Source organism: Ruminococcus sp., from assembly GCF_016283395.1.
The window spans coordinates 57,878-80,157 of the sequence record NZ_JAEEMU010000032.1 but is presented as its reverse complement, the minus strand read 5'-3'; the positions used below and the strand labels follow the sequence as shown (position 1 = coordinate 80,157).

Here is a 22,280-nt window from a genome sequence, read left to right as displayed (position 1 = left end):
GCCTTACATTCCATAACAGAAACGGAGTTGTCTCACATGAAAAAATTCACTATCATGGTATTTGCCGCAGCCGCTTTTGCTCTTGCATCATGCGGAAAAAAAGAAGATATCCCCACACAGCTTCCTAAAGCCGCAGACGTTTCTCAACGCATAGATTATTTTGCTTCTCACGGCTGGGAAGTGGAAGAGATATCCGAAAAAGATATTCTTATCCCTATTGAGTTTTCGGATATTTACGAGGAATATGCCGAAATGCAGGACAAACAGGGTCTGCCTCTGCGGAAATACTCGGGCAGGAGCGCAAAGCTTTATACCTATGAGGTAAAGAATTACAGCCCTCAGAATATGAAAATGCTTGCAGAATTACTGGTCTGCGATGATACTGCTGTTGCCTCAATGGTCTACAGTGAGGACGGCGGCAGTATAAAAATGCCTGTCAGCTGACTCAGAATACGTTGAAAAGACTTCCAACGAATGGGAGTCTGTATGCCTTGCCCTTTAAGCTTCCGAGAATGAATGCAAAGTCTATGGCAAGTATAGCTATGGGGAAGATTATTCTCCATACGATAAAACCGATCACAGGTATTATTCCGATTATACCGCAGATGATCGAAAGTGCAATAAGAGTTATGAGCCATATAAAGCTCTGATTTGCATGAAATTTGCAGTATGCGGAATTGTTGTCGCTGACATAGGGCATGAAGAAAAGGAAAGGAAGAAGATACGCAAAAATAGCAAATACGCTGTTCTTGTTTATATCCTTGTCATCAAAAGTCCTTTCAGTATCAAGATCATTGAACTGTTCGAGTATGTTTTCAAGCTGGTCCATACACATATACCTCCATTATTTATTTTTCGGGATCGTTTCCCGATCTTTCACCATTATCATTGAATTCACTGATAGCGGCAACAAAGCTGTCGATATCGGTGAAGTCTTTATATACCGATGCAAATCTTATGTAGGATATGGGATCTATATCCCTGAGCCTGTCAAGTACAAGCTCGCCTATCTCGGACGACTTTGCCACCGTCCTCAGTGCGTTTGCGTAATAATTCTCAACATAATTCGCTATCTCAGTGACCTTCTCAGCAGAGACAGGTCTCTTTTTTATTGCGGAAACTATACCGTTTATGAGCTTTGCCTTATCAAACAGCTGTACGCTTCCGTCGCGCTTTTCCACCATTAAAAGCGGAACTTCAACTGCTTCATAGGTAGTAAATCTTTCTCCGCATCTTGTACATTCGCGCCTGCGCCTTGTCTTATCCTCAGCAGGACGTGAATCTATTACTTTAAGGTCTTCAAATCCACAGTAAGGACATTTCATTTTTTCTGCTCCCCGCCGTAAGGCTCGGTCATTTTAGTGAGTATATTGTAACTGGAAATGAGATCGCTTATGCCTGAAAAACCGCTTCTGTAAAGCTCAAGAACTACGCTGCAATCGGGATTATAGCCTGCAAGCTTTTCAAAAAACTGTTTGAAATTAAATCTTCCTCTGCCTATGAGCAGACAGTCGCCCATTTCTCCCGAGTCGCTGATATGCACATGGGATATCTTGTCGCCGACTATATCAAGGAATTTAACGGGACTTTCATTTGAACGTATCGCCTGCTTTGTATCAAGCACAAAGGCAAACTCATTGCCCAGCATATTCTTTATCTCTTTTACAAAGGCTGACGAACCGCTCCTGCACCTTGAGACATTCTCCACAGCTACCGTAACACCGAATTCCTTACCGAGACGATAAAGCTTTGAATACCTTTCACAGTAAAGCTCGGGAGTACATACCGATGAGGGTTTACCGCCGTGAAAAACGAAAATATCTGCTCCCACGATGTTCATAAAGCGGAAGTACAGCTTGTAATATTCAAGTATATCATTCATTCTGCGCTCATATTCCGAAAAGAACATCAGCGGCTCTATCTCACAGGTAAATGGGTGTACTGAAGGACACTTTACATCAAATCTTTTGAGAAGATTTGCCATACCGTGAGCATAGCCTTTTTTCAGCTCGGAATGAGTATTAAGAAATATCTCCACACATGAAACACCGTTGACCGCAAGGTCATAAAGTGCTTCCTCAAGGGGCTTCGGATACAGGCAAGCTGTTGAAACACCTGCTATCAATTCAACCCCTCCCTGCGAAAATTTTATAATTTAATTATACTTGTATTTCCTCTGAAAGTCAATAGACTACAAAAAAATAATATCCTGAAAATAAAAAAAATAACCGCTTTTATTGTCATATTATGACGGTTATGCATATGATAATGCGGAGGTGTAATATTTTGCTAAAAGAATTTTTTCTCGCTTTTATTGTCAGCATTGACATATACCTTGCGGCAGCTGCCTGCTGCAACAGCGGAGTAAAGATACCTTTGAGCTCCGCACTGGTAATAGATATGTTTTCGGCTTCTGTTTTATTTATTTCCATTATGCTTTCCGGTATTATCTCGGGATTTATTACCTCGCATACTATCCACATCATCGGTACGGCAGTGCTTATAACCATAGGCTCGCTGAATATAGCCAAAAGCATACTGCGAAGCGTCATAAGGCATATCTCAGAAAAAGACGGTATTTCCGTAAAAATGGGAGAGCTTTCCGTATTTGTCAAGCTATGTCTCGATGATTCTGCTGTGGATATGGACAGCTCAAAGGTACTGTCCATAGGCGAAGCCGCTGTGCTTGCTCTTGCAGGCTCTTTTGACGCTGCTGCAACGGGACTGAGCTGCGGCGGTAAAGATATATCCGCGCTTGGTGCAGCCGCAGCCGTATTCATCTGCGGAGCTTCCGCGCTTATCCTCGGTTCGCTTACGGGCAGAAAATTATCCTCCCTGAACCGTGATTTCTCATGGACGGGAGGACTGTTTCTCATTTTATTTGCCGTTTTTTCGGCTTAGTATCATATCTCATACACAACTATCTCGGGAGGGTCAAAAAGTCTCAGTTTTCCCAGACCTGCCGATACCAGAAGCTTCATATTGCCATAGGTATAGACTCCCTTTGAGTTTTTAGGGAAGAATTTTCTCTCGGGCGACAGCATTGCGATACCGAAAATACGTACTGCTCCGCCGTGAACATGACCGCTGAAGGTATATTTCGCGCCCCATTCCGCATAGGCTTCTGCAAAAAACGGATTATGCGCCATAAGCAGCACCTCGCCCTCGGGACACTTTCCGAGAAGCTTTTCAAGGTCGGCTGTTTTTATTACATCAAGGTCACGGTAGCCGCCGTTTTTCTTGTAAACTCCGTAATTTTCAAGGAGTCCGTATATTTTCAGGTGTCTGCCGTTGATATTTATCTCGGAGCTTTCATTTCTCAGCAGTATGACCTTTGATCTTTCAAACATTGCTTCCAGCTCTGGACGCATAGTCTCTGAAAAGCTCTGCTCGTGATTGCCGTATATCATATACACAGGAGCTATCTTGCAAAGCATTTTCAGCGTCATTTCCGCACATGAAAGGTCCTGTTCATAGCGTGTTATAAGGTCGCCGCTGAATATTATCAGGTCGGGAGACAGCTCCTTGACCTTTTCGCAGAGTCTTATGTTGTTTCTTCCGAAACGCTTTCTGTGAAGGTCTGAAAGATGTACTATCCTTATGCCATTTCCAAGCTTTTCACGCCTTACCATAAGTAGGAAGAAATTCTCGATAAGGGCATATATCACGAACAGAACAATAACAATAACGATAAGTATAATGTATTTCACTGTGTTTTCCTTTTTTCATCAAGACTTTTCAGTATAAAATGGTCTGCGGATGCAAATATAAGCAGATACAGCGACGTGAAAACAAATCTTCCCGCATATGTGGCTATTGCTTCGCGGACAGTTCCTTTGTACTCGGCTTCGGGCGAAAATACGCTTATCTCAGGTGCTGCAAGCAGCATTATCACTGTCAGTAAAATACCAACAAGAAGCGGTATAATTACAGAAAATATGAAAAAGAACCTCCGTGAAAAGCTGCCCTCACGTCCGCCGTCAAGCTGTACGAAATGATACATTGCACATAGTACGAGGGGCGTCACTAATGTGATGCCCCATGCGTAACCTATTTTTTCGTATGCAAACCAGTTTATGAACTGACAGAAAAGGCTCAGCACCGTTATTATCAGTGCTGTAAAGGCACTTTCTCCGAATCTGAGAAAGCTCCTCTCAGTCTTATTCTTCATTCTCCTCGTCCTCAGGGTCTGCTTCGATTATAACTTCGTTCTGCTCTTCAAGTGCAGCCTCAGCTTCAGCAGCCTTAGCCTGCTCTTCTGTGAGCTGCTCCACCTTTTCGGTCTCGGCATTGTCGTCATGCTCTGCACGGGTGAATGCAACTACATTTGCGCCCTCGCTGACTCTCATTACACGAACGCCCTTTGCGATACGTCCCATTACACGGATATCGCTTGCAAGTATTCTGATAATGATACCGTCGCTTGATACGAGGATTATATCGTCCTCTTCGTCAACTATCTTGATGCCGCAGACGTGTCCGCGGATATCGTCTACCTTGTAGTTTGTAAGTCCGTAGCCGCCGCGGTTCTGTATACGATAGCTGTCGATCTCTGTACGCTTGCCGTAGCCGTTTTCGGTAACTGTAAGGAGAGTTGCTCCCTCGCGGACTCTTGCCATGCTTACTACATAATCACCGTCACGGAGCTTGATAGCTCTTACACCGTGAGCTGAACGTGAAAGTGCTCTCATCTTGCTTTCTTCAAGACGGATTACCATACCGTTATGAGTTGCCACAAAGAGCTGAGCATTGCCGTCAGTCATGCGAACGCCCTCTATCTCGTCGCCTTCGTCAAGTCCTATGGCGATAAGACCGTTCTTGCGGACATTCTTGTAAAGTGAGAGGTTAGTCCTCTTTATCTTGCCGTTCTTTGTGACCATAGTGATGAACTTGTCATCACCGAAGTCAGTAGTCTTTATCATTGCAGCTATCTTCTCATTTTCTGTGAGAGGAAGCAGATTTATGAGGTTAAAGCCTCTTGAAGCCTTTGAACCGTCAGGTATCTCGTAGCATTTCAGCTTGTACATGATACCCTTGTTGGATATGAACAGGATATTGTCATGTGAGCCGCAGATGAACATTTCCTCAACGAAGTCCTCTTCACGCTGCTTCATACCTGTGATGCCGCGTCCGCCGCGATGCTGTGTCTTGTACTCTGTAAGCGGCATACGCTTGATATAGCCGTTGTTTGTGAGAGTTACAACGCAGTCCTCCTCGGGGATAAGGTCCTCGATATCAACCTCTCCGCTGACATTTTCGATGTCTGTACGGCGTTTGTCGCTGAACTTTTTGCGGATAGTATTGAGATCGTCAAGGATTATAGCGTAAACACGGTTAACATCTGCAAGGATATCCTCATAATCGGATATCTTTGTGAGAAGTCCGTAGAGTTCATCGGTTATCTTCTGTCTTTCGAGACCTGTGAGCTGTCCTAAACGCATCTGTACAATAGCCTCAGCCTGTTCCTCGGAAAGACCTGTCTGTGCTTCAACGTGAAGTCCTGTAAGGTCATACTGAGCACGGTCAAGGAGTGCAGCCATGTCAACATCGCTGAAACGCTCCATCATGCGTGTCTTTGCTTCCTGTACAGTTGCACTTGAACGGATTATTGCGATAACTTCGTCGATATAATCAGCAGCAAGCACGAAGCCCTGCAAGATATGAGCTCTTTCGAGAGCCTTTCTCAGGTCGAAGCGAGTTCTTCTCTGGATAACGTCTACCTGGAAGTCGAGGTAGTGCTGGAGCATCTGCTTCAGTGTGAGTATCTTAGGCTCGTTGTTTACGAGAGCAAGCATGATTATGCCCACTGTGTCCTGAAGCTGTGTAAGTGCAAAGAGCTTGTTGAGAACGATATTCGGGATAGCGTCTTTTTTCAGCTCGATAACTACTCTCATACCGTCCTTGTCGGACTCGTCACGGAGGTCGTAAAGTCCCTCTATACGCTTGTCTCTTGCAAGCTGATTGATGCTCTTGAGGAGTCTTTCCTTACGGAGCATATAAGGTATCTCGTCAATGATGATGCAGTTTCTGCCCTTTATCTCCTCGAAGTGAGTACGGCTGCGGAGAGTTATCTTGCCCTTACCTGTAGCATAGGCAGCACGTATGCCTGCTCTGCCCATGATTATGCCGCCTGTCGGGAAATCAGGTCCCTGAATGTGCTCCATGAGTTGTTCAAGAGTACAGTCGGGATCGTCTATAAGGAGCTGTAAAGCGTCTATTACCTCGCCAAGATTGTGGGGAGGTATATTGGTAGCCATACCAACAGCGATACCAACAGAACCGTTTACAAGAAGGTTCGGGAAACGGGAAGGAAGTACGGTAGGCTCTTTAAGACGGTCATCGTAGTTTGATGTGAAATCAACAGTCTCCTTGTTGATATCCGTGAGCATATCAAGTGTGAGCTTAGCCATTTTAGCCTCGGTATAACGGTAAGCCGCAGGGCCGTCACCGTCGATAGAACCGAAGTTTCCGTGACCGTCAACAAGGGGATAGCGCATTGAGAAATCCTGCGCAAGTCTTACAAGTGCGTCATATACCGACGCATCGCCGTGTGGATGATAACGTCCCAGAACCGCACCGACTGTATCGGCGCACTTACGATATGGCTTCTCGGGAGTAAGTCCGTTTTCATGGAGCGTATACAGTATTCTTCTGTGTACGGGCTTCAGACCGTCTCTTACATCGGGAAGTGCTCTGGAAACAATTACCGACATGGCGTAATTGAGCATGGAATTTTCCATTTCGTCAACTATCTCGGTATTTATTACCTTTGAGTTGTCATTGTAAAGCATTTTTTCCTCCTGAGAGAATGTATTTTAATTTATGGTCTTTCAATTCTTTATATCTCTTACGATCTTCAGTTCAGACTCGGAAAAGCCTTCCTTAGGAAGTATGTAGAATGACTCTTTTCCTGAAAGAATCAGGAAAAACTTGTCATACTCCATGAGCTGAAAGCCTTCATCGACTTTAAGTCTTGTCTTTTCCGGCAGAGGATCTTCATTCTGAACGCTTTCCCTGTCTTCCTCCGAAATATCGCTGAGGTCCTCGGCAACTGTTGATATATCAACAAATTTATCGCCTATGCCTATCTTATATACAGGCTCGCCCAGTGCTCTTACGGATTCGGTAAGATTGCGGCGCATTTTTTCGGGAGTATACCACTCCTTGAAAGCAAATGCTGCTGCCATCATAAAAGCGATGTAGGTTACATATTTCTGCTTCTTTGAAGCATCACTCATTACAATTACGCCGAAAATCAGTATGCCCAGTGCCAATGCTGCGAAAATTGCCATATATGCCCTGCTTTTGGGATATATGAACTTTTTCTGGAAAGCACGGTAGGCTTCGCGGAAAGTATCCACGGATAATTTGTATTCTTTTTCAAGTTTGTAATTTTCTTCCATAGATGCTCCGATCATATATCAAGATCCTGTGCGAATTTAGCGTTCTTTTCAATGAAATTACGTCTTGGTTCTACCTTGTCGCCCATGAGTATGCTGAATGTCTCGTCAGCCTTTAAAGCGTCCTCCATGCCTATCTTAACGATAGTACGGTGCTCGGGATCCATAGTAGTTTCCCAGAGCTGTTCGGGGTCCATTTCACCAAGACCTTTGTAACGCTGAACTTCTACGTCCTTGTACTTTCCGTCCTCGGAAAGTTCTGAGATATACTTGTCGCGCTCCTCATCGGAGAATGCATAGTATACCTTTTTCTTGCGTTCAACTCTGAAAAGAGGAGGCTGTGCTATATAAACGTTTCCGTTGGTAATGAGAGGTCTCATATAACGGAAGAAGAATGTGAGCAGAAGTGTTCTGATGTGCATACCGTCAACATCGGCATCGGCCATGATGATAACTTTGCCGTAACGGAGCTTTTCTATATCGAAATCCTCGCCTATGCCTGTACCCAGTGCAGTAACAACAGGCTCAAGCTTGTCGTTGCCGTATATCTTGTCGATACGAGCCTTTTCAACGTTGAGCATCTTGCCCCAGAGTGCAAGGATAGCCTGGAAGCGTCTGTCACGTCCCTGCTTTGCAGAACCGCCCGCAGAATCTCCCTCGACGATGTATATCTCGGTGTAGCGAGCATCTCTCTCGGAGCAGTCCGCAAGCTTTTCTGGCATTGAAGCGTTTCCGAAAGCGTTCTTCTTACGCTCTGCTTCTCTTGCTCGCTTTGCAGCCTCACGGGCTTTAAGTGCGGACAGGCTCTTCTCGAAGATAAGGTTTGCAGTCTCGGGATTTTCCTCAAGGAAATTCATGAGCTTTTCCTGCACCATTTTCTCGATGAACGGACGTACTTCGGGATTTCCGAGACGTCCCTTTGTCTGTCCTTCAAATTCGCACTCGGTAAGCTTTACAGAGATTATGGCTGTAAGACCTTCGCGGACATCTTCGCCTTTCAGCTTGTCCTTAGGGTCTTTTATCTTGCCCATTTTCATTCCGTAATCGTTTATTACCTTGGTAAGTGCGTTCTTGAAGCCTGTTTCGTGAGAACCGCCGTCCTTGGTATGGATATTGTTTGCAAATGAAAGTATAACTTCGTTGTAGCTGTCGTTGTACTGGAGAGCTATCTCGGCGAATGAGTCGCCCTGAGTGCCCGAAATGTAAATAACATCACCGCTGATAGCTTCAAGCTCGCGGGTCTTATGGATATGCTCTACGAACTGACGGATACCACCCTCATAGTGGAGAGTCTCACCGAGGATATTCTCCTTGTCACGCTTATCCGAGAAGATTATCTTTATGCCTGCGTTAAGGAAAGCCTGTTCACGAAGTCTTCTGAGAAGTACCTCATAGCTGTAGACGGTAGTCTCGAATATCTCGTCATCAGCCTTGAACATTACGGAAGTACCTGTTTCTGTGGTATCACCGATAATTTTAAGCTGTTCGTCATAGTGACCGCGCTCGAAACGCTGGAAGTAAACGTGCTCGCCGTCCTTTACGGTAAGCTCCAGCCATGATGAAAGAGCGTTAACTACGGAAGCTCCGACACCGTGGAGACCGCCTGATACCTTATATCCGCCGCCGCCGAACTTACCGCCTGCGTGGAGAATGGTATAAACAACGGTTGCTGCGGAGATGCCCTCCTTCGGGTGGATACCTACAGGTATACCACGTCCGTTATCGGAAACGCGGATAATATCTCCTTCAAGTATCTCGACAGATATCTCTGTACAGTAGCCTGCAAGAGCTTCGTCGATGGAGTTGTCCACTATCTCGTAAACGAGGTGGTGGAGTCCCCCGGGACCTGTCGAGCCGATGTACATACCCGGTCTTTTGCGGACCGCTTCAAGTCCTTCAAGGACTTGTATGTCGTTTTCATCGTAGTTGTTGTTCTGCTGACTCATGATTTACCTCCAATAATTTTGGTTGTATATGTCATTTACCCAGTTTGTGGGGTTATTGTCAATGTAATCGCAAATTTCAAGGAATTCCTTTTCATTGCGGATAATGTGGTCGTGATATGAACGCTGCCAGATATTGAAACCTATCTTTTTATTTACAAACCTTTTCAATGTTGATATCAATGACGGAATGACCGCGTTTGTAGGGGACGGCGTCCTCGACGTCCCGCCAAAAACATTGTCATCATCAAACAAATAAATTATCATGTGCAGATGATCAGGCATTATCACATATTTTATGATCTTTAATTTCTTATAAACTGAATTTATCTCGATTATCTGGTCATTCAGAATTCTGCCATATTCCGTTAATTTAAATTCAGGGACGTCGAGGACGCCGTCCCCTACACCCACATTTTTCAATATCGTCGGAATATCGCCCACGGCGTTCCCTACAGAGGTAACCTTCGACAAATACGGTACCCTGTCTTTGGTGCATATGGTTATGAAATACAGACCGTTACGTGAATAATCATAATTTTCAAGTCTGTTCAATTTTCTGTCAGGTCTGTCCATTTCAGAAGCCGCCGCCATCTTTGAGGCGTTTCCTCAGAGTTGCTGCGGAGAGCTGCGATATATAGACCTTTTCCACGCCGTTTTTTACCGTAACTATAAAGCTTTTCGGCATTTCGTAGGTGGTATAGATACAGTGCTTTTCCTTTTCTGCCCGTTCAAGCAGCTTCTTGGTACACTTTTCAACAGTTGTATTCTCAATGTCGAAAACTCCCACTATATCTCTTACATCAACAGAGTAGTTATTCCCTATGTGCAGATACATTTTCTTCCTCCATAACAGCACTTCCGCCGCTTATATGCAATACTTTTCCCTTTATTTCGGGAAGAAGAGCACTTTCATTCGGAGTCGTGATAAATACCTGCATATCCTTGATTATCTCAAAAACGAACCTCTGACGGCTTTCATCAAGCTCGCCCATAACATCGTCAAGGAATATAACAGGTGCGTCCTTTGACTTCTGCATGAATATCTCTGCCTGTGCAAGCTTCATAACAAGAGCCGCACTCTTTATCTGTCCCTGTGAGCCGTAATCCTTTGCGCTCACACCGTTTATTTTTATTATTATCTCATCGCGGTTAACACCTGCATGAGTGCTTCCCGTTCTGATGTCGTAATCTGCTGTTTCGGCAAGCTTTCTGTAATACTGCTCGTATGCTTCCTCGCCGCAGGGCTTTTCAAAGTCCTCGGGTCTGAAAACGTTTGACTTGTATTCCAGTTCAAGCTCCTCGCTGCCGCCCGAAATAGTGCGGTAAAGTCTGCCGCATATCTCATTGATCTTCTTTATATACTCGCTTCGCATATAGGATATGACAGCTCCCTCACGAGAAGCCTGTCTGTCCCATATCTCGAGGATACTTCGGTCAGTATTTCCCTGCATTATGCCTTTTAGAAGAGCATTTCGCTGATTCATTATGGCATTGTTCTTGTTTATGTGCATGACAAACACGGGATTCAACTGTGAAGCAGCCATATCCACGAAATTACGCCTTTTTTCAGGTGAACCCTTTACAATATCAGTATCATCGGGAATGAAAGCGATACACTTGAAAACATCGAAAAGTGCTCTCGTACCCTTCTGTTTTACGCCGTTTAGTGTGATATTCTTGGGATTTGCCGTGCTTCTGGTCATCTCAAAGGAAATTTTCTGTTCGCGGACACTGTCGAGAATTTTTATCCTTGACTGCATACGCTCTCCGCCGAGGCAGATATAGTCCTTTTCCTTTGAGCCGCGAAAGCTCTTACAGCCCGAAAGTATCCACATCGCTTCAAGAAGATTTGTCTTTCCCTGTGCATTTGATCCTACGATGATATTATACTTTGGATCCGGTGCAAAGGAGATACCTTTCAGATTTTTGAAACCGTCGATGTCAGCATATGTGACTATCACTCTACGATTACCTCTTGACCGTCAAGCTCGACTTTATCGCCCGGACGTATCTTCTTGCCGCGCATGGTGCATACTTCGCCGTTCACAAGGACTTCGCCGTCCTGTATGAGCTGCTTTGCTTCTCCGCCCGAACCCACAAGTGAAGCAAATTTCAGAAGAGCGTCAAGCTTTATGAACTCGGTAGTTATTTTTATTCTGTTTTCAGGCATTTTCTTCACCTCTTATGTTACAGCCTTTAGCCTTTAGGCGTTAGCTGTTAGCAAATGTGTCGCCTTCGGCTAATGGCTCATGGCTAAAGGCTAAAGGCTTAATTGATATCAGCTCTTGAGCTGTATAGGCATTACAAGGAATATGAAGCTTTCGCCCTCCAGCGGAAGTATCTCTATTACCTTCATTGCGCCGTTGAAGCGTAAGCGTACCTTATCTCCCTCTGCGGCTTTGAGAGCTTCGAGGATAAGCTTGTTATTGAAGCCGATAGTAACAGTTTCTCCCGAAATATCGGCGGATATAGCGTCATTTATCTTACCTATTCCTGTTTTGCAGTTTATCTTTATCACGCCGTTTCCGACTTCGCAGCGTATAGGTGACTTGTTCTTATCATCGATAAGGAGAGAACATCTTTCAAGACAGGTGGTGAAATCTCTCTTGCTTACAATAACTTCTGTCTTGCAGCCGCTTGGTATGCTGAGCTTATAGTTATGGAAAACTCCTTCGAGGAGTCGTGATATTACGAAAACATTGCCGATCTCAAAAATGATGTGGCGGTCGTTGGTGCAAATAGTACACATCTTCTCGTCGTCATCGTCTCTGATAAGTGTGGAAACTTCAAGGAGAGCCTTTTTCGGTACTACGAAATGATATTTCTCTGTGCAATCGGTAAGCTCGTTTCTGATAGCCAGTCTGAAGCCGTCTATTGCTACCATATTGAAGCTGCCCTCCTCAATATCAAAGAGTTCGCCTGTGAGAACAGGTTTGCTTTCATTGAGTGAAGCAGCATAGCTTGTCATATTTATCATTGATTTGAGTATGCTCTGCTTTACAGAGAAGCTTCTTGCAGAGTCTACCTTCGGAAGCTCTGGATATTCGTTAGCTGACATTGCAGGGAAGCTGCACTCTGTAGCACTGCATGAAATAGTGATAACGAGGTTTTCATCAATATCGAATTTTATCTCGTCACCTGACATACGTCTTGTAAATTCGCTGAAAAGTCTTGCACTTACTACAAATTCGCCTTCGCCTTCAGTTTCTGCGTTTATAGAAGTGCGGATACCCATTTCAAGATTATAGGCAGTAAGCTCAACGCTTCCTGCCGATATTCTTACTTTTATTCCCTCAAGTGCCGGAATAGTTGATTTCTGTGAAACTGCTCTTGATACATTGCTGATAGCTTCACTGATCTCTGTTTTATTGCAAATGAACTTCATTATATTTTTCCTCCGTGGAAATTCTTAGCCGAAGGATAAGATAAGCTAAGATAAGATAAGTATAATATTATTGTTGTTGTTATTGTGTCGGTGGAAAAGTTAGGATCGGCAGAATTTGAAGATATACGCCGCAAAGCTCGTCCACACAGGGGTGTTGTGAAATTCTTGAAATTGAGGAAAACTTTTCGGGGAGTAATTTTTTATGTTTAATCAGTCGAATATTGTGGAGTTGAAAAGGAAAAAAAGTTGAGAAAAAAGTGGAAAGACGAAATTGGTAATATTTTTTGTCAGAGAATTTCACAGTGATGTTAAGTGTTGAATGTTTCCTGTGTTGAAATGATATCCGACAGTAAAAATATGAATAGACTGAAATGCATTTTTATGTCGGGGAAAATCAGCACTGAAAGTTTTAAAGATAGTTTTAAACACAGTGTTGAAAACTGTGTGGAATAAACTCCATTCAACACTTTAAACGTTCACTTTATGTTTATCAGACCTTGCTCTTGTCTTTGATATTTTTGATGATATCGTTTACAAGGTTCTTGAGATTTGAGTCTTTTTCCATAGACTCTGTAACGCTTGTAACAGAGTAAACTATAGTAGAATGGTCTCTTCCGCCGAATTCGGTACCGATAGATGCAAGAGGCATCTGTGTGATCTCGCGGACTACGTATATAGCTACCTTACGTGCTGTGGAGATCTGTGCGGAACGCTTGCTTGAACGGAGATCATCGGGAGATACGCCGTAAACTGTGGATACCTCAGAAATGATCTTTTCAACAGTTATCGGTATAGGCTGTTCATCTGTGAGCACGTCGCGGATAACGCTCTGAGCCATAGATATAGTGATGGGGCTTCCTGCGAAGTGGTTGAGAGCCTTGAGACGTACAACTGCACCTTCAAGCTGTCTGATGTTTGATTTAAGGCGGTTAGCCATGAATTCAGCAACTTCGCTTGGCATTTTGAGCTCTAAAAGCTCTGACTTTCTGTTGATGATAGCAAGTCTTGTCTCATAGTCAGGAGCTGAGATATCAGCGATAAGACCGCCCTCGAAACGTGTGCGGAGACGCTCTTCAAGTGTGAGCAGCTCCTTTGGAGGCTTATCAGATGTGATAACGATCTGCTTGCCTTCCTGATGCAGCTTGTAGAATGTATGGAAGAATTCTTCCTGCATACGCTCTCTTCCCGAGAAGAACTGGATATCGTCGATGAGGAGTATATCCGCATTTCTGTACTTGTCGTGGAAATCGGATATAGAGCTCTTGTTGAGTGCGCTTACAAGGTCGCTTCCGAAGGTCTCACTTGTAACATAAACGATATTGAAATCAGGATGATTTTTTCTTACCTCATTTGCGATAGCTGTGATAAGGTGAGTTTTTCCCATTCCCGAAGGACCGTAGATAAACAGCGGATTATAGTCCGGAACAGCCTTTGAACCGCAGTTCTTGGCTACTGATTTACTGCAGGCAAGTGCAAATTCGTTTGAACGTCCTTCAATGAATGTATCGAAAGTATAGTCATAGTTTGCAAATTTGTATGACTGTTCAAGCTCTGCGTGTTTCTGTTCAAGCTCTGCATCTGTAGGGACTTTTATAGTCTCGGGCTCGTCTGATTCAACATTGATGACTATATTTACGGGAAGTCCTGCAACGTTGAGAAAAGCTTCCGTCAGAACAGATACGTATGTTTGCATTACAATATTCTTCTGGAAGTCTGTCTGTACGCTGAAAATAGCATCAGTTCCCTCGATCTTTACGGGAACAAGCGGATCTATCCAAGTTTTCATACCGATATCTGGTATTTTACCGTTTTCAAGGCAGTAGCTCTTTACTTTCTCAAAAACCTCGTCAAATGAATTCATAAAAACCTCCGAATATATGTAAGTTTGATTGGGAGAAAAAATAACGATACTCTCCTATATTAATATATAAGACCATTATACCATAAACAATGTTGAAATGCAAGTAAAATTCATGTTAAACAGTTAGAAAATGACTCGTCTTTCCACACACAAATTGACACATTGTTGAAAACTGTGTTGAAATACCTTTAATTCAACACAAAAACACCTGTAAAAACTCTGTTTTTCGCGTGTGAAAATGTTGAAAGAGGTCAGTGAATAAGTTTTTTACCCATTATTTTCAAAAAATTCAACATAATCCCGTCATATGGGCTTATGATGTGAAATTGGACAAAGTATTGAAAATTAAAGGCTTTTAGTTTAAGAGATATTGTTAAAAAAACAGAAAATGCTGATGCGTATAAAAAAATTTCATGATTTGCTTGACATGACAAGCTTTTTAATATATAATGATTTAGTGTAATGCAGGGGAAAGTGTCCCTGCGCCCAAAAATAAAGTTATTCAGAGCTGTTTTTGGCTCTTGTTTACAATCGGAAGAGAGGAGGACACTGAATATGAAGAGAACATATCAGCCTAAGAAGCTCCACAGAAAGAAGGAGCACGGCTTCATGAAGAGAATGTCTACTAAGAACGGCAGAAAGGTTTTAGCTCGTAGAAGATCTAAGGGCAGAGCAAGATTAACTCACTGACGAGGCTGACCACAAAATCTTTATTTTGTGGTCTTTTTTGTTAGGACGGCTATGTGCAAGGTGCAATTATGCTTTATACGGAAATACTGAACGATAACAAGGACTTCCTGACTCTTTATAAAAAGGGCAGGTACGCCGCTTCAAAATATTCGGTCATCTATGTCAGACCAAATGGCAGGCCTTTTAACCGCCTCGGAATTACAGCAGGCAAAAAGGTCGGCAATGCCGTCTGCCGAAACAGAGCAAAAAGACTTATCCGTCTTGCCTACCGCAATGCTGAGGTAGAGCTGCCTGTAGGCATGGATATAGTCATAGTTGCAAGAGCTGCTATATGCAGCATAAAATCACAGGAATACTGCGGCTATATGGACAAGTACGGAGTAAATGACATCAAAAAGATGTTCAAAAGCTTCGATAACAAGAATAAGCGTGTATGAAATATCTGGTTCTGGGTCTTATAAAATTCTACAGGAAATTTATATCCCCGCTTTTTCCCCCTAAATGCAAGTATTACCCTACCTGCAGCACTTACGCCTTGAAAGCAGTTGAGCGTTTCGGCGCAATAAGGGGCTCAGCTCTTGCCGTGTGGAGGATACTCCGCTGCAACCCGTGGTCAATGGGCGGTATAGACTATGTCCCCGAAAAATTCACGTTCAGGGTCAAAAAGTATGATTACATTGATCCTGATTACGATGAAAATGATAAAAAGATCTAAGAGGGATGAATATTGAACGCACTTTATGATATTATCGGTGTGCCTTTTGGCTATCTGATGAGACTTATTTACTCGTTATGCAATAACTATGCCGTAGCTATCATCTTGTTTACGGTAATTACAAAAGTACTGCTGTTCCCTGTCAATTACAAGACACAGAAGGGTTCGGCAAGAATGCAGCTTCTTCAGCCGAAGCTGGAAAAACTAAAGAAAAGCTACGCCAATAACCCACAAAAATTACAGGAGGAACAGCAGAAGCTGTACCAGCAGGAGGGCGTAAACCCTATGGGTTCATGTCTGCCTATGTTTATACAGATGTTCCTTCTCTTCGGCGTTATCGACGTTATTTATAAGCCTATAACCCATATCCTCGATATATCCAAGAATGTTATCAATGAAGCCTGTGCTATCGCAGGTACTGATAAATCAAATCTCAGATGCGAGCTTATTACTATGGAGCACCTGAGAGATAACAGCGATAAGTATGTTTCTCTCAGCGAGAAATTCCTAACAAAGGTGTCCGAGTTTACTGAGAAATTTACTATCTTTGGTGCAAATCTTGGAAAAACACCTACACTTCACCCTGACAGCTGGACCAAGGAAGCTATAGTTCTTTGTTCTATACCATTCCTTGCAGGTCTTTCACAGCTCCTCGTATCTGTATACAGCCAGATACATCAGAAAAAGGTCAATCCTGTTTCACAGCCCGGCGGCGGCTGTATGACATTCATGATGATCTTTTTCCCTCTCCTTTCCATCTGGTTCGCATTCCAGGTACCCGCAGGTGTCGGCTTCTACTGGATATGGTCATCTGTCTTCTCATTCGTCATAACCTTTGCACTTAACTGCTACTTTACTCCCGAGCGCATTAAGGTAATAAATGAGAAGGAAAAAGAAAAAGCAAGAATTTACGCAGAAAAACATCCGAATAAGAAAACTTTCATGCAGAAGATGCTTGAGCAGCAGGCTGCACTTGAACAGCAGAACGGTTCAGGTTCAGGAAAAAACAACGGCATTTCACGTTCAGAGCAGAATAAGCAGAACAGAGACAAGCTCAAGGAAGCAAGAAGACGTATGGCTGAAAAATACGGTGATTCTTATGACGATAACGATGATGAGGAGTAATTCCTCAGGGAGGTAATGTATGACTGAAATATTCACAGCAAGATCTGTTGACGAGGCTAAAGAACTCGCAGCAAAAAAATTCGGAAAGAAAATCAGCGAGATCAAGTTTGAGATCATCGACGAAGGCAAGAAGGGTCTTTTCGGACTCGGTTCAAAAGAGGCTAAAGTAAAGGCTACTGTTATAGAAGGTGCAGCACAGGCAACTGCTCCAAAGGCTGCTGCTCCTGTTGAAGCTTCAAAGGCTCCTGTTACAACTGCTCCTGCACCAAAGGCAGAGCCTGTTGTAAAGACTGTTTCAGAAACAAAGCCTGTTGTTACTACAGAAACAACAGCTGCAAAGACAGAAGAAAAGACAGCAGAGGCTGCTGTTGAAGTTCCAGAAGAATCAGAAGAAGCTTATTCACTCGATAACTTCACACTTATTGAGGACGAGGCTCTCGTAAATCCAAAGGTAAAGCTTGCAAGAGACTATATCACAAGCATTTTACGTGCTATGGATATCGAGGCTGAATACAAGATCTATCAGAACGAAACAGGTGCTGTACTCAATATCGAGAGCAGCAATAACGGTACTATAATCGGCAGACGCGGCGAGACTCTCGACGCTATCCAGTACCTTTGCTCTATCATCGCTAATAAGGGCGACAAGGACTACTACAGAATTACGATTGACTGTCTCGGCTACAGAAGCAAGAGAAAGGAAACTCTTGAACAGCTGGCTGCTAAGGTTGCAAAGTCAGTTCTCAGAACAGGCCGCTCACAGCCGCTCGAGCCAATGAATCCTTACGAAAGAAGAGTTATCCACTCAGCTATCTCAAATATCGAAGGCGTTTCTTCACGTTCAGTTGGTGAAGAGCCTTACAGAAAGATAATCATTTCCTCAAACAACCCAAGAAGAGGCGGCGGCAGACGCGATAACAACAGACGCGACGGCGGCAGAAGAAATGACAGAAGAGGCGGCGAGAGAAGAAATAACCGCGACAGAGAGGTAAGCATGGAGCGCAGAAGCGTTGACCTCTCAACAAGCTTCGAGAAGGATTACAAGAGACCAAAGCCTGAGGACGAGATCCAGGGCGGTCTTTACGGAAAGATCGAGCTTTGATGAAAATATCTTAAACAACGGCGTAATGCCGTTGTTTTTTTAGGAGTGATTAAATGTCGACCATAGCAGCTATTTCAACCCCGAATGCAATAGGCGGTATTTCCGTTATTCGTATCTCGGGCGACGATGCTATAGGAGTTGCGGAAAAGATATTCTCCCCTTACGGCGGTAAAAATGTCTCGGATATGGCAGGCTACACCTGTGCATACGGTATAGCTCACGACGGCGATGAAAGGCTGGATGACTGTATTCTCACAGTGTTCCGCGCACCTCACAGCTATACAGGCGAGGACGTTGTTGAGATATCATGTCACGGCGGCTTGTACGTCACGAGAAAGGTACTTCGTGCGGCTCTCGGGAACGGTGCAGTGAATGCGGAAGCAGGAGAATTTACAAAGAGGGCTTATCTCAACGGAAAGCTTGATCTTACACAGGCGGAAGCGGTAATGGATATTATTTCCGCAAAGGGCGAGCGTGAACTTAAAATGGCTGAAAATCTCCGTGAGGGAGCAGCTTTTAAAAAGGCTGAGAAGTGCTCGAAAAAGCTTATGAAAATTCTCGGTGATCTTGCAGCGTGGGCTGATTATCCCGAGGAGGATATCCCCGAGGTACGTTCTGAGACTCTCACTGAGGAGCTTTCGGAAGTCCGAAATGATTTGAAGTCTCTTGTGCAGAATTACGACAGTGGTCGTATTCTCAGGGAGGGTGTTTCCACAGCTATTATCGGCAGACCGAACGTGGGCAAGTCTACCCTTTTCAACTGCCTCAGCGGCTGCGAGAGAAGTATCGTTACTGAGATAGCAGGTACTACACGCGATATTATTGAGGAGTCTGTCCGCATCGGCGACATCACTCTCAGGCTTTCTGACACTGCGGGTATCCATGAAACAGATGATATCATCGAGGGTATCGGTGTGGATATGGCAGAAAAAATGATTGCTTCTTCGGAACTGATAATTGCTGTCTTTGACGGAAGTTGTCCTCTCACCGCGGATGATCAATATTTAATTAATAAAATTAATAAAGATAAAACCGTTGCTGTAGTGAACAAAAGTGACGTTGGACAGCTCCTTGATATTGCCGAGCTTGAAAAGCAGATTAAACATATCGTATATATTTCGGCGAAAGAAAACACGGGAGTCGAGGAACTCCACAGGCATATTGAAGAGATTTTTAAGCTCAATGAAGCTGATTTTGATACGGTAACTGTAGCAAATGAGCGTCAGAAATACTGTATCGACAAGGCTCTCGAAAGTATTGAAAGTGCTATTTCATCACTTGAAATTGGAGAAATGCTGGATGCTGTAAATATTCTTATAGATGAGGCTGAGCAGTCGCTGCTCATGCTTACAGGTGAAAAAGTTACAGACGCAGTTGTGGACGAGGTATTCTCACGCTTCTGTGTCGGAAAGTGAAATGTTTCATGTGAAACAAAAAGGAGGGATATTTTTGAATTACGAAATGGGTGAATTTGATGTGGCAATCGTCGGCGCAGGTCACGCAGGTGTTGAGGCAGCTCTTGCTTCAGCGCGACTTGGCTGTAAGACTGTCATGTTTACAATATCGCTGGATCAGATTGCAAATATGCCCTGCAATCCGTCTATCGGCGGGACAGCAAAGGGTCATCTTGTGCGTGAAATAGACGCTTTAGGCGGAGAAATGGGCAAAGCTGCGGATAAATGTTTTATTCAGAGCCGTATGCTCAACCGAGGAAAAGGTCCTGCTGTACACAGCCTGAGAGCTCAGGAGGACCGTGTAAAGTATCACGAGTACATGAAAAATGTATGTGAAAAGCAGAAAAATCTGTTTGTAAAACAGGCAGAAGTTGCAGAAATTATTGTCACTGATGGAAAAATTTCAGGTGTGAGAACTTCCCTCGGTGCTGAATATAAAGTCAAAGCTGTTGTAATTGCAACAGGAACATACCTTAAAGGAAAGATTCATATAGGTGAAGTTTCATATGAAAGTGGTCCTGATGCGGCACTTCCAAGCAAATATTTATCAAAAAGTCTTGAAGAAAATGGTGTCGAGCTAAGAAGATTCAAGACGGGAACTCCCTGCCGTGTAAACAAAAGAAGTATTAATTTTGATATAATGGAAAGACAGGACGGCGACGAAAGAATAGTTCCGTTCTCATTTGAAACAGATGCAGAGCCGCTTGAGAATAAAGTGAGCTGTTATGTTACATATACCAACAGTAAAACTCACGAAGTAATACTCGCTAACCTTGACAGATCACCTTTATACTCGGGAAGAATAGAAGGAGTAGGTCCGAGATACTGTCCTTCTATTGAGGACAAGATAGTGAGATTTTCAGATAAACCAAGACATCAGCTCTTTGTAGAGCCCATGGGACTTTCGACAGATGAGTACTATTTGCAGGGAATGTCGTCGTCACTGCCAGAGGACGTGCAGCTTGCATTTCTAAGAACAATAGACGGACTCGAGGACGTTGAGATAATGAGACCTGCATACGCAATAGAATACGACTGCTGCAATCCAAATCAGCTCCTCCCTACCCTTGAATTCAAAAATTTGGAGGGACTTTACGGCGCAGGACAGTTCAACGGTAGCTCGGGCTACGAGGAAGCAGGTGCGCAGGGGCTTGTGGCTGGCATAAATGCTGCTCTCAAAATAAAGGGAAAAGAACCAATGATACTTGACCGTGCAAGTTCATATATCGGTACACTCGTCGATGATCTGGTAACTAAGGGATGCTCTGACCCATACAGAATGATGACCTCTCGAAGTGAGTATCGTCTAATTCTTCGTCAGGACAATGCTGACCAGAGATTAACACCGATAGGTCATAAAATCGGACTTATTTCTTCCGAAAGATACGATAAACTCATGGAAAAAGAGCGTCTTACTGCTGAGGAGATAGAGCGTATCTCAAAGCTTAACGTCTCCCCTTCCGATGATCTTAACGAGTTCCTTGAAGAAAAAGGAACTTCTCCAATGACTACGGGTTGCAAAATGGCTGATCTTATACGTCGTCCACAGATAAATTATAACGATATTGCTTTTATTGACAGTGAACGTCCGGAGCTTCCGTGGGAAGTTTGTGAGCAAGTTGAGTTGCAGATAAAGTATGAGGGATATATTCAGAAGCAGCTCATACAGATCGAGCAGATGCGAAAAATGGAGTCCAAGAAACTGCCAAAGGACTTGGATTATAGCCAGATATACGGACTTCGCCTTGAAGCTATCGAGAAGCTTAACAAGATCAAACCGCTTTCAGTTGGACAGGCTTCAAGAATTTCAGGAGTATCTCCTGCTGATATTTCAATGCTTGCTGTATGGCTCATGCATGAGAAGGGAGAATGAAATGCTTCCGAATTTTGAATTATGTTGCTCTGAGTTTTCTTCATTTGGAATTGAATTAGATGAGGAAAAATATAAGAAACTGGATATATATGCGAATTTTCTTGTGAAATATAATGAAAATGTAAATCTTACTGCGATCACTGAGCCACATGAGGTTCTTCGCAAGCACTTCATCGACTCTGTTTTGTTATCGAAATACGTTGATATTCAACAAGATTCTTCACTTATAGATGTTGGAACGGGTGCTGGATTTCCTTCCGTTCCGCTGAAGATTTTCAGACCTGACATCAAGCTTACTCTTCTGGATAGCCTTAATAAGAGAATTGATTTTCTTAAACAGCTTTGCGATAAGCTTGAAATAGAGGCTGAATTTCTCCATGAAAGAGCCGAAAATGTTTCAAAGAAGCCTGAGTACAGAGAAAAATTTAACTACTCTTGTGCAAGAGCTGTAGCGAATATGTCACTTCTAAGTGAGCTTTGTATACCTTTTGTCAAAGTCGGAGGAAGCTTTCTTGCGATGAAAGGTCCGAGTGAGGATATTTCACTTGGTAAAAACGCGGTTGAAGTTCTCGGCGGTAAAATTGAAAAATCCGTTGATTACGAGCTTTTCGATGAAAGCCGCAGGATAGTTGTTGTGAAGAAAATATCGCAAACTCCGCCAAAATATCCGCGCAATAGCAGTCAGATAAAGAAAAAAAGTCTTTAATAATGTCTTAATTTGTCATATAA

24 protein-coding genes are annotated in these 22,280 nt (G+C 43.5%); 10 read left to right on the top strand and 14 right to left on the bottom strand.

Annotation, left to right across the window (positions count from 1 at the left end):
- The first annotated feature begins 36 nt into the window (after positions 1-36).
- Positions 37-444, top strand: coding sequence for a DUF4830 domain-containing protein (locus tag QZZ41_RS00980; RefSeq protein ID WP_295066874.1), 408 nt, complete (start codon positions 37-39; stop codon positions 442-444).
- A 1-nt stretch (position 445) separates the two neighbouring features.
- Here QZZ41_RS00980 and QZZ41_RS00975 read toward each other — a convergent pair whose 3' ends face one another.
- Genes QZZ41_RS00975 through QZZ41_RS00965 form a run of 3 tightly spaced genes read right to left on the bottom strand, consistent with a single transcriptional unit; the run spans position 446 to position 2,125 of the window.
- Positions 446-829 (bottom strand): DUF4870 domain-containing protein, encoded by a 384-nt coding sequence (locus QZZ41_RS00975; RefSeq protein WP_295066872.1) that lies wholly within the window; start codon positions 827-829, stop codon positions 446-448.
- A gap of 19 nt (positions 830-848) precedes the next feature.
- Positions 849-1,325, bottom strand: coding sequence for a transcriptional regulator NrdR (gene nrdR, locus QZZ41_RS00970; protein ID WP_295066870.1), 477 nt, complete (start codon positions 1,323-1,325; stop codon positions 849-851).
- Complete coding sequence (locus QZZ41_RS00965) at positions 1,322-2,125, bottom strand: sugar phosphate isomerase/epimerase (protein ID WP_295066868.1); 804 nt, start codon at positions 2,123-2,125, stop codon at positions 1,322-1,324. The genes nrdR and QZZ41_RS00965 overlap by 4 nt, the downstream gene beginning before the upstream one ends.
- A gap of 161 nt (positions 2,126-2,286) precedes the next feature.
- Here QZZ41_RS00965 and QZZ41_RS00960 point away from each other — a divergent pair, with 161 nt between their 5' ends.
- Positions 2,287-2,901: a manganese efflux pump gene (locus tag QZZ41_RS00960; RefSeq protein ID WP_295066866.1), complete on the top strand. Its 615-nt coding sequence runs from the start codon at positions 2,287-2,289 to the stop codon at positions 2,899-2,901.
- 2 nt (positions 2,902-2,903) lie between these two features.
- Here QZZ41_RS00960 and QZZ41_RS00955 read toward each other — a convergent pair whose 3' ends face one another.
- The 11 genes from QZZ41_RS00955 to dnaA form a co-directional block, all read right to left on the bottom strand.
- Entirely contained in the window at positions 2,904-3,710 is an 807-nt protein-coding gene (locus QZZ41_RS00955) for a metallophosphoesterase (protein WP_295066864.1), read from the bottom strand.
- On the bottom strand, positions 3,707-4,171 hold the full coding sequence (locus QZZ41_RS00950) for a hypothetical protein (RefSeq protein ID WP_295066862.1): 465 nt from the start codon (positions 4,169-4,171) through the stop codon (positions 3,707-3,709). The genes QZZ41_RS00955 and QZZ41_RS00950 overlap by 4 nt, the downstream gene beginning before the upstream one ends.
- Positions 4,161-6,791, bottom strand: coding sequence for a DNA gyrase subunit A (gene gyrA / locus QZZ41_RS00945; protein ID WP_295066860.1), 2,631 nt, complete (start codon positions 6,789-6,791; stop codon positions 4,161-4,163). The genes QZZ41_RS00950 and gyrA overlap by 11 nt, the downstream gene beginning before the upstream one ends.
- A 39-nt stretch (positions 6,792-6,830) precedes the next feature.
- Complete coding sequence (locus tag QZZ41_RS00940; RefSeq protein ID WP_295066858.1) at positions 6,831-7,403, bottom strand: YcxB family protein; 573 nt, start codon at positions 7,401-7,403, stop codon at positions 6,831-6,833.
- Between the two features lie 11 nt (positions 7,404-7,414).
- Complete coding sequence (gene gyrB, locus QZZ41_RS00935) at positions 7,415-9,346, bottom strand: DNA topoisomerase (ATP-hydrolyzing) subunit B (protein WP_295066856.1); 1,932 nt, start codon at positions 9,344-9,346, stop codon at positions 7,415-7,417.
- A gap of 3 nt (positions 9,347-9,349) precedes the next feature.
- Positions 9,350-9,919 (bottom strand): transposase, encoded by a 570-nt coding sequence (locus tag QZZ41_RS00930; RefSeq protein ID WP_295066853.1) that lies wholly within the window; start codon positions 9,917-9,919, stop codon positions 9,350-9,352.
- A 1-nt stretch (position 9,920) separates the two neighbouring features.
- Entirely contained in the window at positions 9,921-10,181 is a 261-nt protein-coding gene (remB, locus tag QZZ41_RS00925; RefSeq protein ID WP_295066851.1) for an extracellular matrix regulator RemB, read from the bottom strand.
- On the bottom strand, positions 10,159-11,307 hold the full coding sequence (locus tag QZZ41_RS00920) for a DNA replication/repair protein RecF (RefSeq protein ID WP_295066849.1): 1,149 nt from the start codon (positions 11,305-11,307) through the stop codon (positions 10,159-10,161). The genes remB and QZZ41_RS00920 overlap by 23 nt, the downstream gene beginning before the upstream one ends.
- On the bottom strand, positions 11,304-11,516 hold the full coding sequence (gene yaaA / locus QZZ41_RS00915) for a S4 domain-containing protein YaaA (protein WP_074715216.1): 213 nt from the start codon (positions 11,514-11,516) through the stop codon (positions 11,304-11,306). Before yaaA ends, QZZ41_RS00920 begins: the two co-directional genes overlap by 4 nt.
- Before the next feature lie 108 nt (positions 11,517-11,624).
- The gene (gene dnaN / locus QZZ41_RS00910) at positions 11,625-12,731 is read right to left on the bottom strand and encodes a DNA polymerase III subunit beta (RefSeq protein WP_295066846.1); all 1,107 of its coding nucleotides are present in this window, start codon (positions 12,729-12,731) and stop codon (positions 11,625-11,627) included.
- A 490-nt stretch (positions 12,732-13,221) separates the two neighbouring features.
- Positions 13,222-14,592 (bottom strand): chromosomal replication initiator protein DnaA, encoded by a 1,371-nt coding sequence (gene dnaA / locus QZZ41_RS00905; protein ID WP_295066843.1) that lies wholly within the window; start codon positions 14,590-14,592, stop codon positions 13,222-13,224.
- A 555-nt stretch (positions 14,593-15,147) separates the two neighbouring features.
- Between dnaA and rpmH the strand changes: the two genes are divergently transcribed.
- The 8 genes from rpmH to rsmG all read left to right on the top strand — a co-directional run bounded on the left by rpmH (position 15,148) and on the right by rsmG (position 22,257).
- Positions 15,148-15,282 carry a 50S ribosomal protein L34 gene (gene rpmH / locus QZZ41_RS00900; RefSeq protein ID WP_028517572.1) on the top strand — a complete coding sequence of 45 codons (135 nt, stop codon included), beginning with the start codon at positions 15,148-15,150 and terminating at the stop codon, positions 15,280-15,282.
- 68 nt (positions 15,283-15,350) lie between these two features.
- Complete coding sequence (gene rnpA, locus QZZ41_RS00895) at positions 15,351-15,719, top strand: ribonuclease P protein component (protein ID WP_074715207.1); 369 nt, start codon at positions 15,351-15,353, stop codon at positions 15,717-15,719.
- The gene (yidD, locus tag QZZ41_RS00890; protein WP_028517570.1) at positions 15,716-15,997 is read left to right on the top strand and encodes a membrane protein insertion efficiency factor YidD; all 282 of its coding nucleotides are present in this window, start codon (positions 15,716-15,718) and stop codon (positions 15,995-15,997) included. Before rnpA ends, yidD begins: the two co-directional genes overlap by 4 nt.
- 12 nt (positions 15,998-16,009) lie before the next feature.
- A complete protein-coding gene (locus QZZ41_RS00885; protein ID WP_295066837.1) occupies positions 16,010-17,122 on the top strand; it encodes a YidC/Oxa1 family membrane protein insertase in 1,113 nt (370 codons plus the stop codon).
- Between the two features lie 19 nt (positions 17,123-17,141).
- The gene (jag, locus tag QZZ41_RS00880) at positions 17,142-18,224 is read left to right on the top strand and encodes an RNA-binding cell elongation regulator Jag/EloR (RefSeq protein ID WP_295066835.1); all 1,083 of its coding nucleotides are present in this window, start codon (positions 17,142-17,144) and stop codon (positions 18,222-18,224) included.
- A gap of 53 nt (positions 18,225-18,277) precedes the next feature.
- Positions 18,278-19,639, top strand: coding sequence for a tRNA uridine-5-carboxymethylaminomethyl(34) synthesis GTPase MnmE (gene mnmE / locus QZZ41_RS00875; RefSeq protein ID WP_295066833.1), 1,362 nt, complete (start codon positions 18,278-18,280; stop codon positions 19,637-19,639).
- Positions 19,640-19,673: 34 nt separating this feature from the next.
- Entirely contained in the window at positions 19,674-21,551 is a 1,878-nt protein-coding gene (mnmG, locus tag QZZ41_RS00870; RefSeq protein ID WP_295066831.1) for a tRNA uridine-5-carboxymethylaminomethyl(34) synthesis enzyme MnmG, read from the top strand.
- 1 nt (position 21,552) lies between these two features.
- Positions 21,553-22,257, top strand: coding sequence for a 16S rRNA (guanine(527)-N(7))-methyltransferase RsmG (rsmG, locus tag QZZ41_RS00865; RefSeq protein ID WP_295066829.1), 705 nt, complete (start codon positions 21,553-21,555; stop codon positions 22,255-22,257).
- Positions 22,258-22,280: the final 23 nt, after the last annotated feature.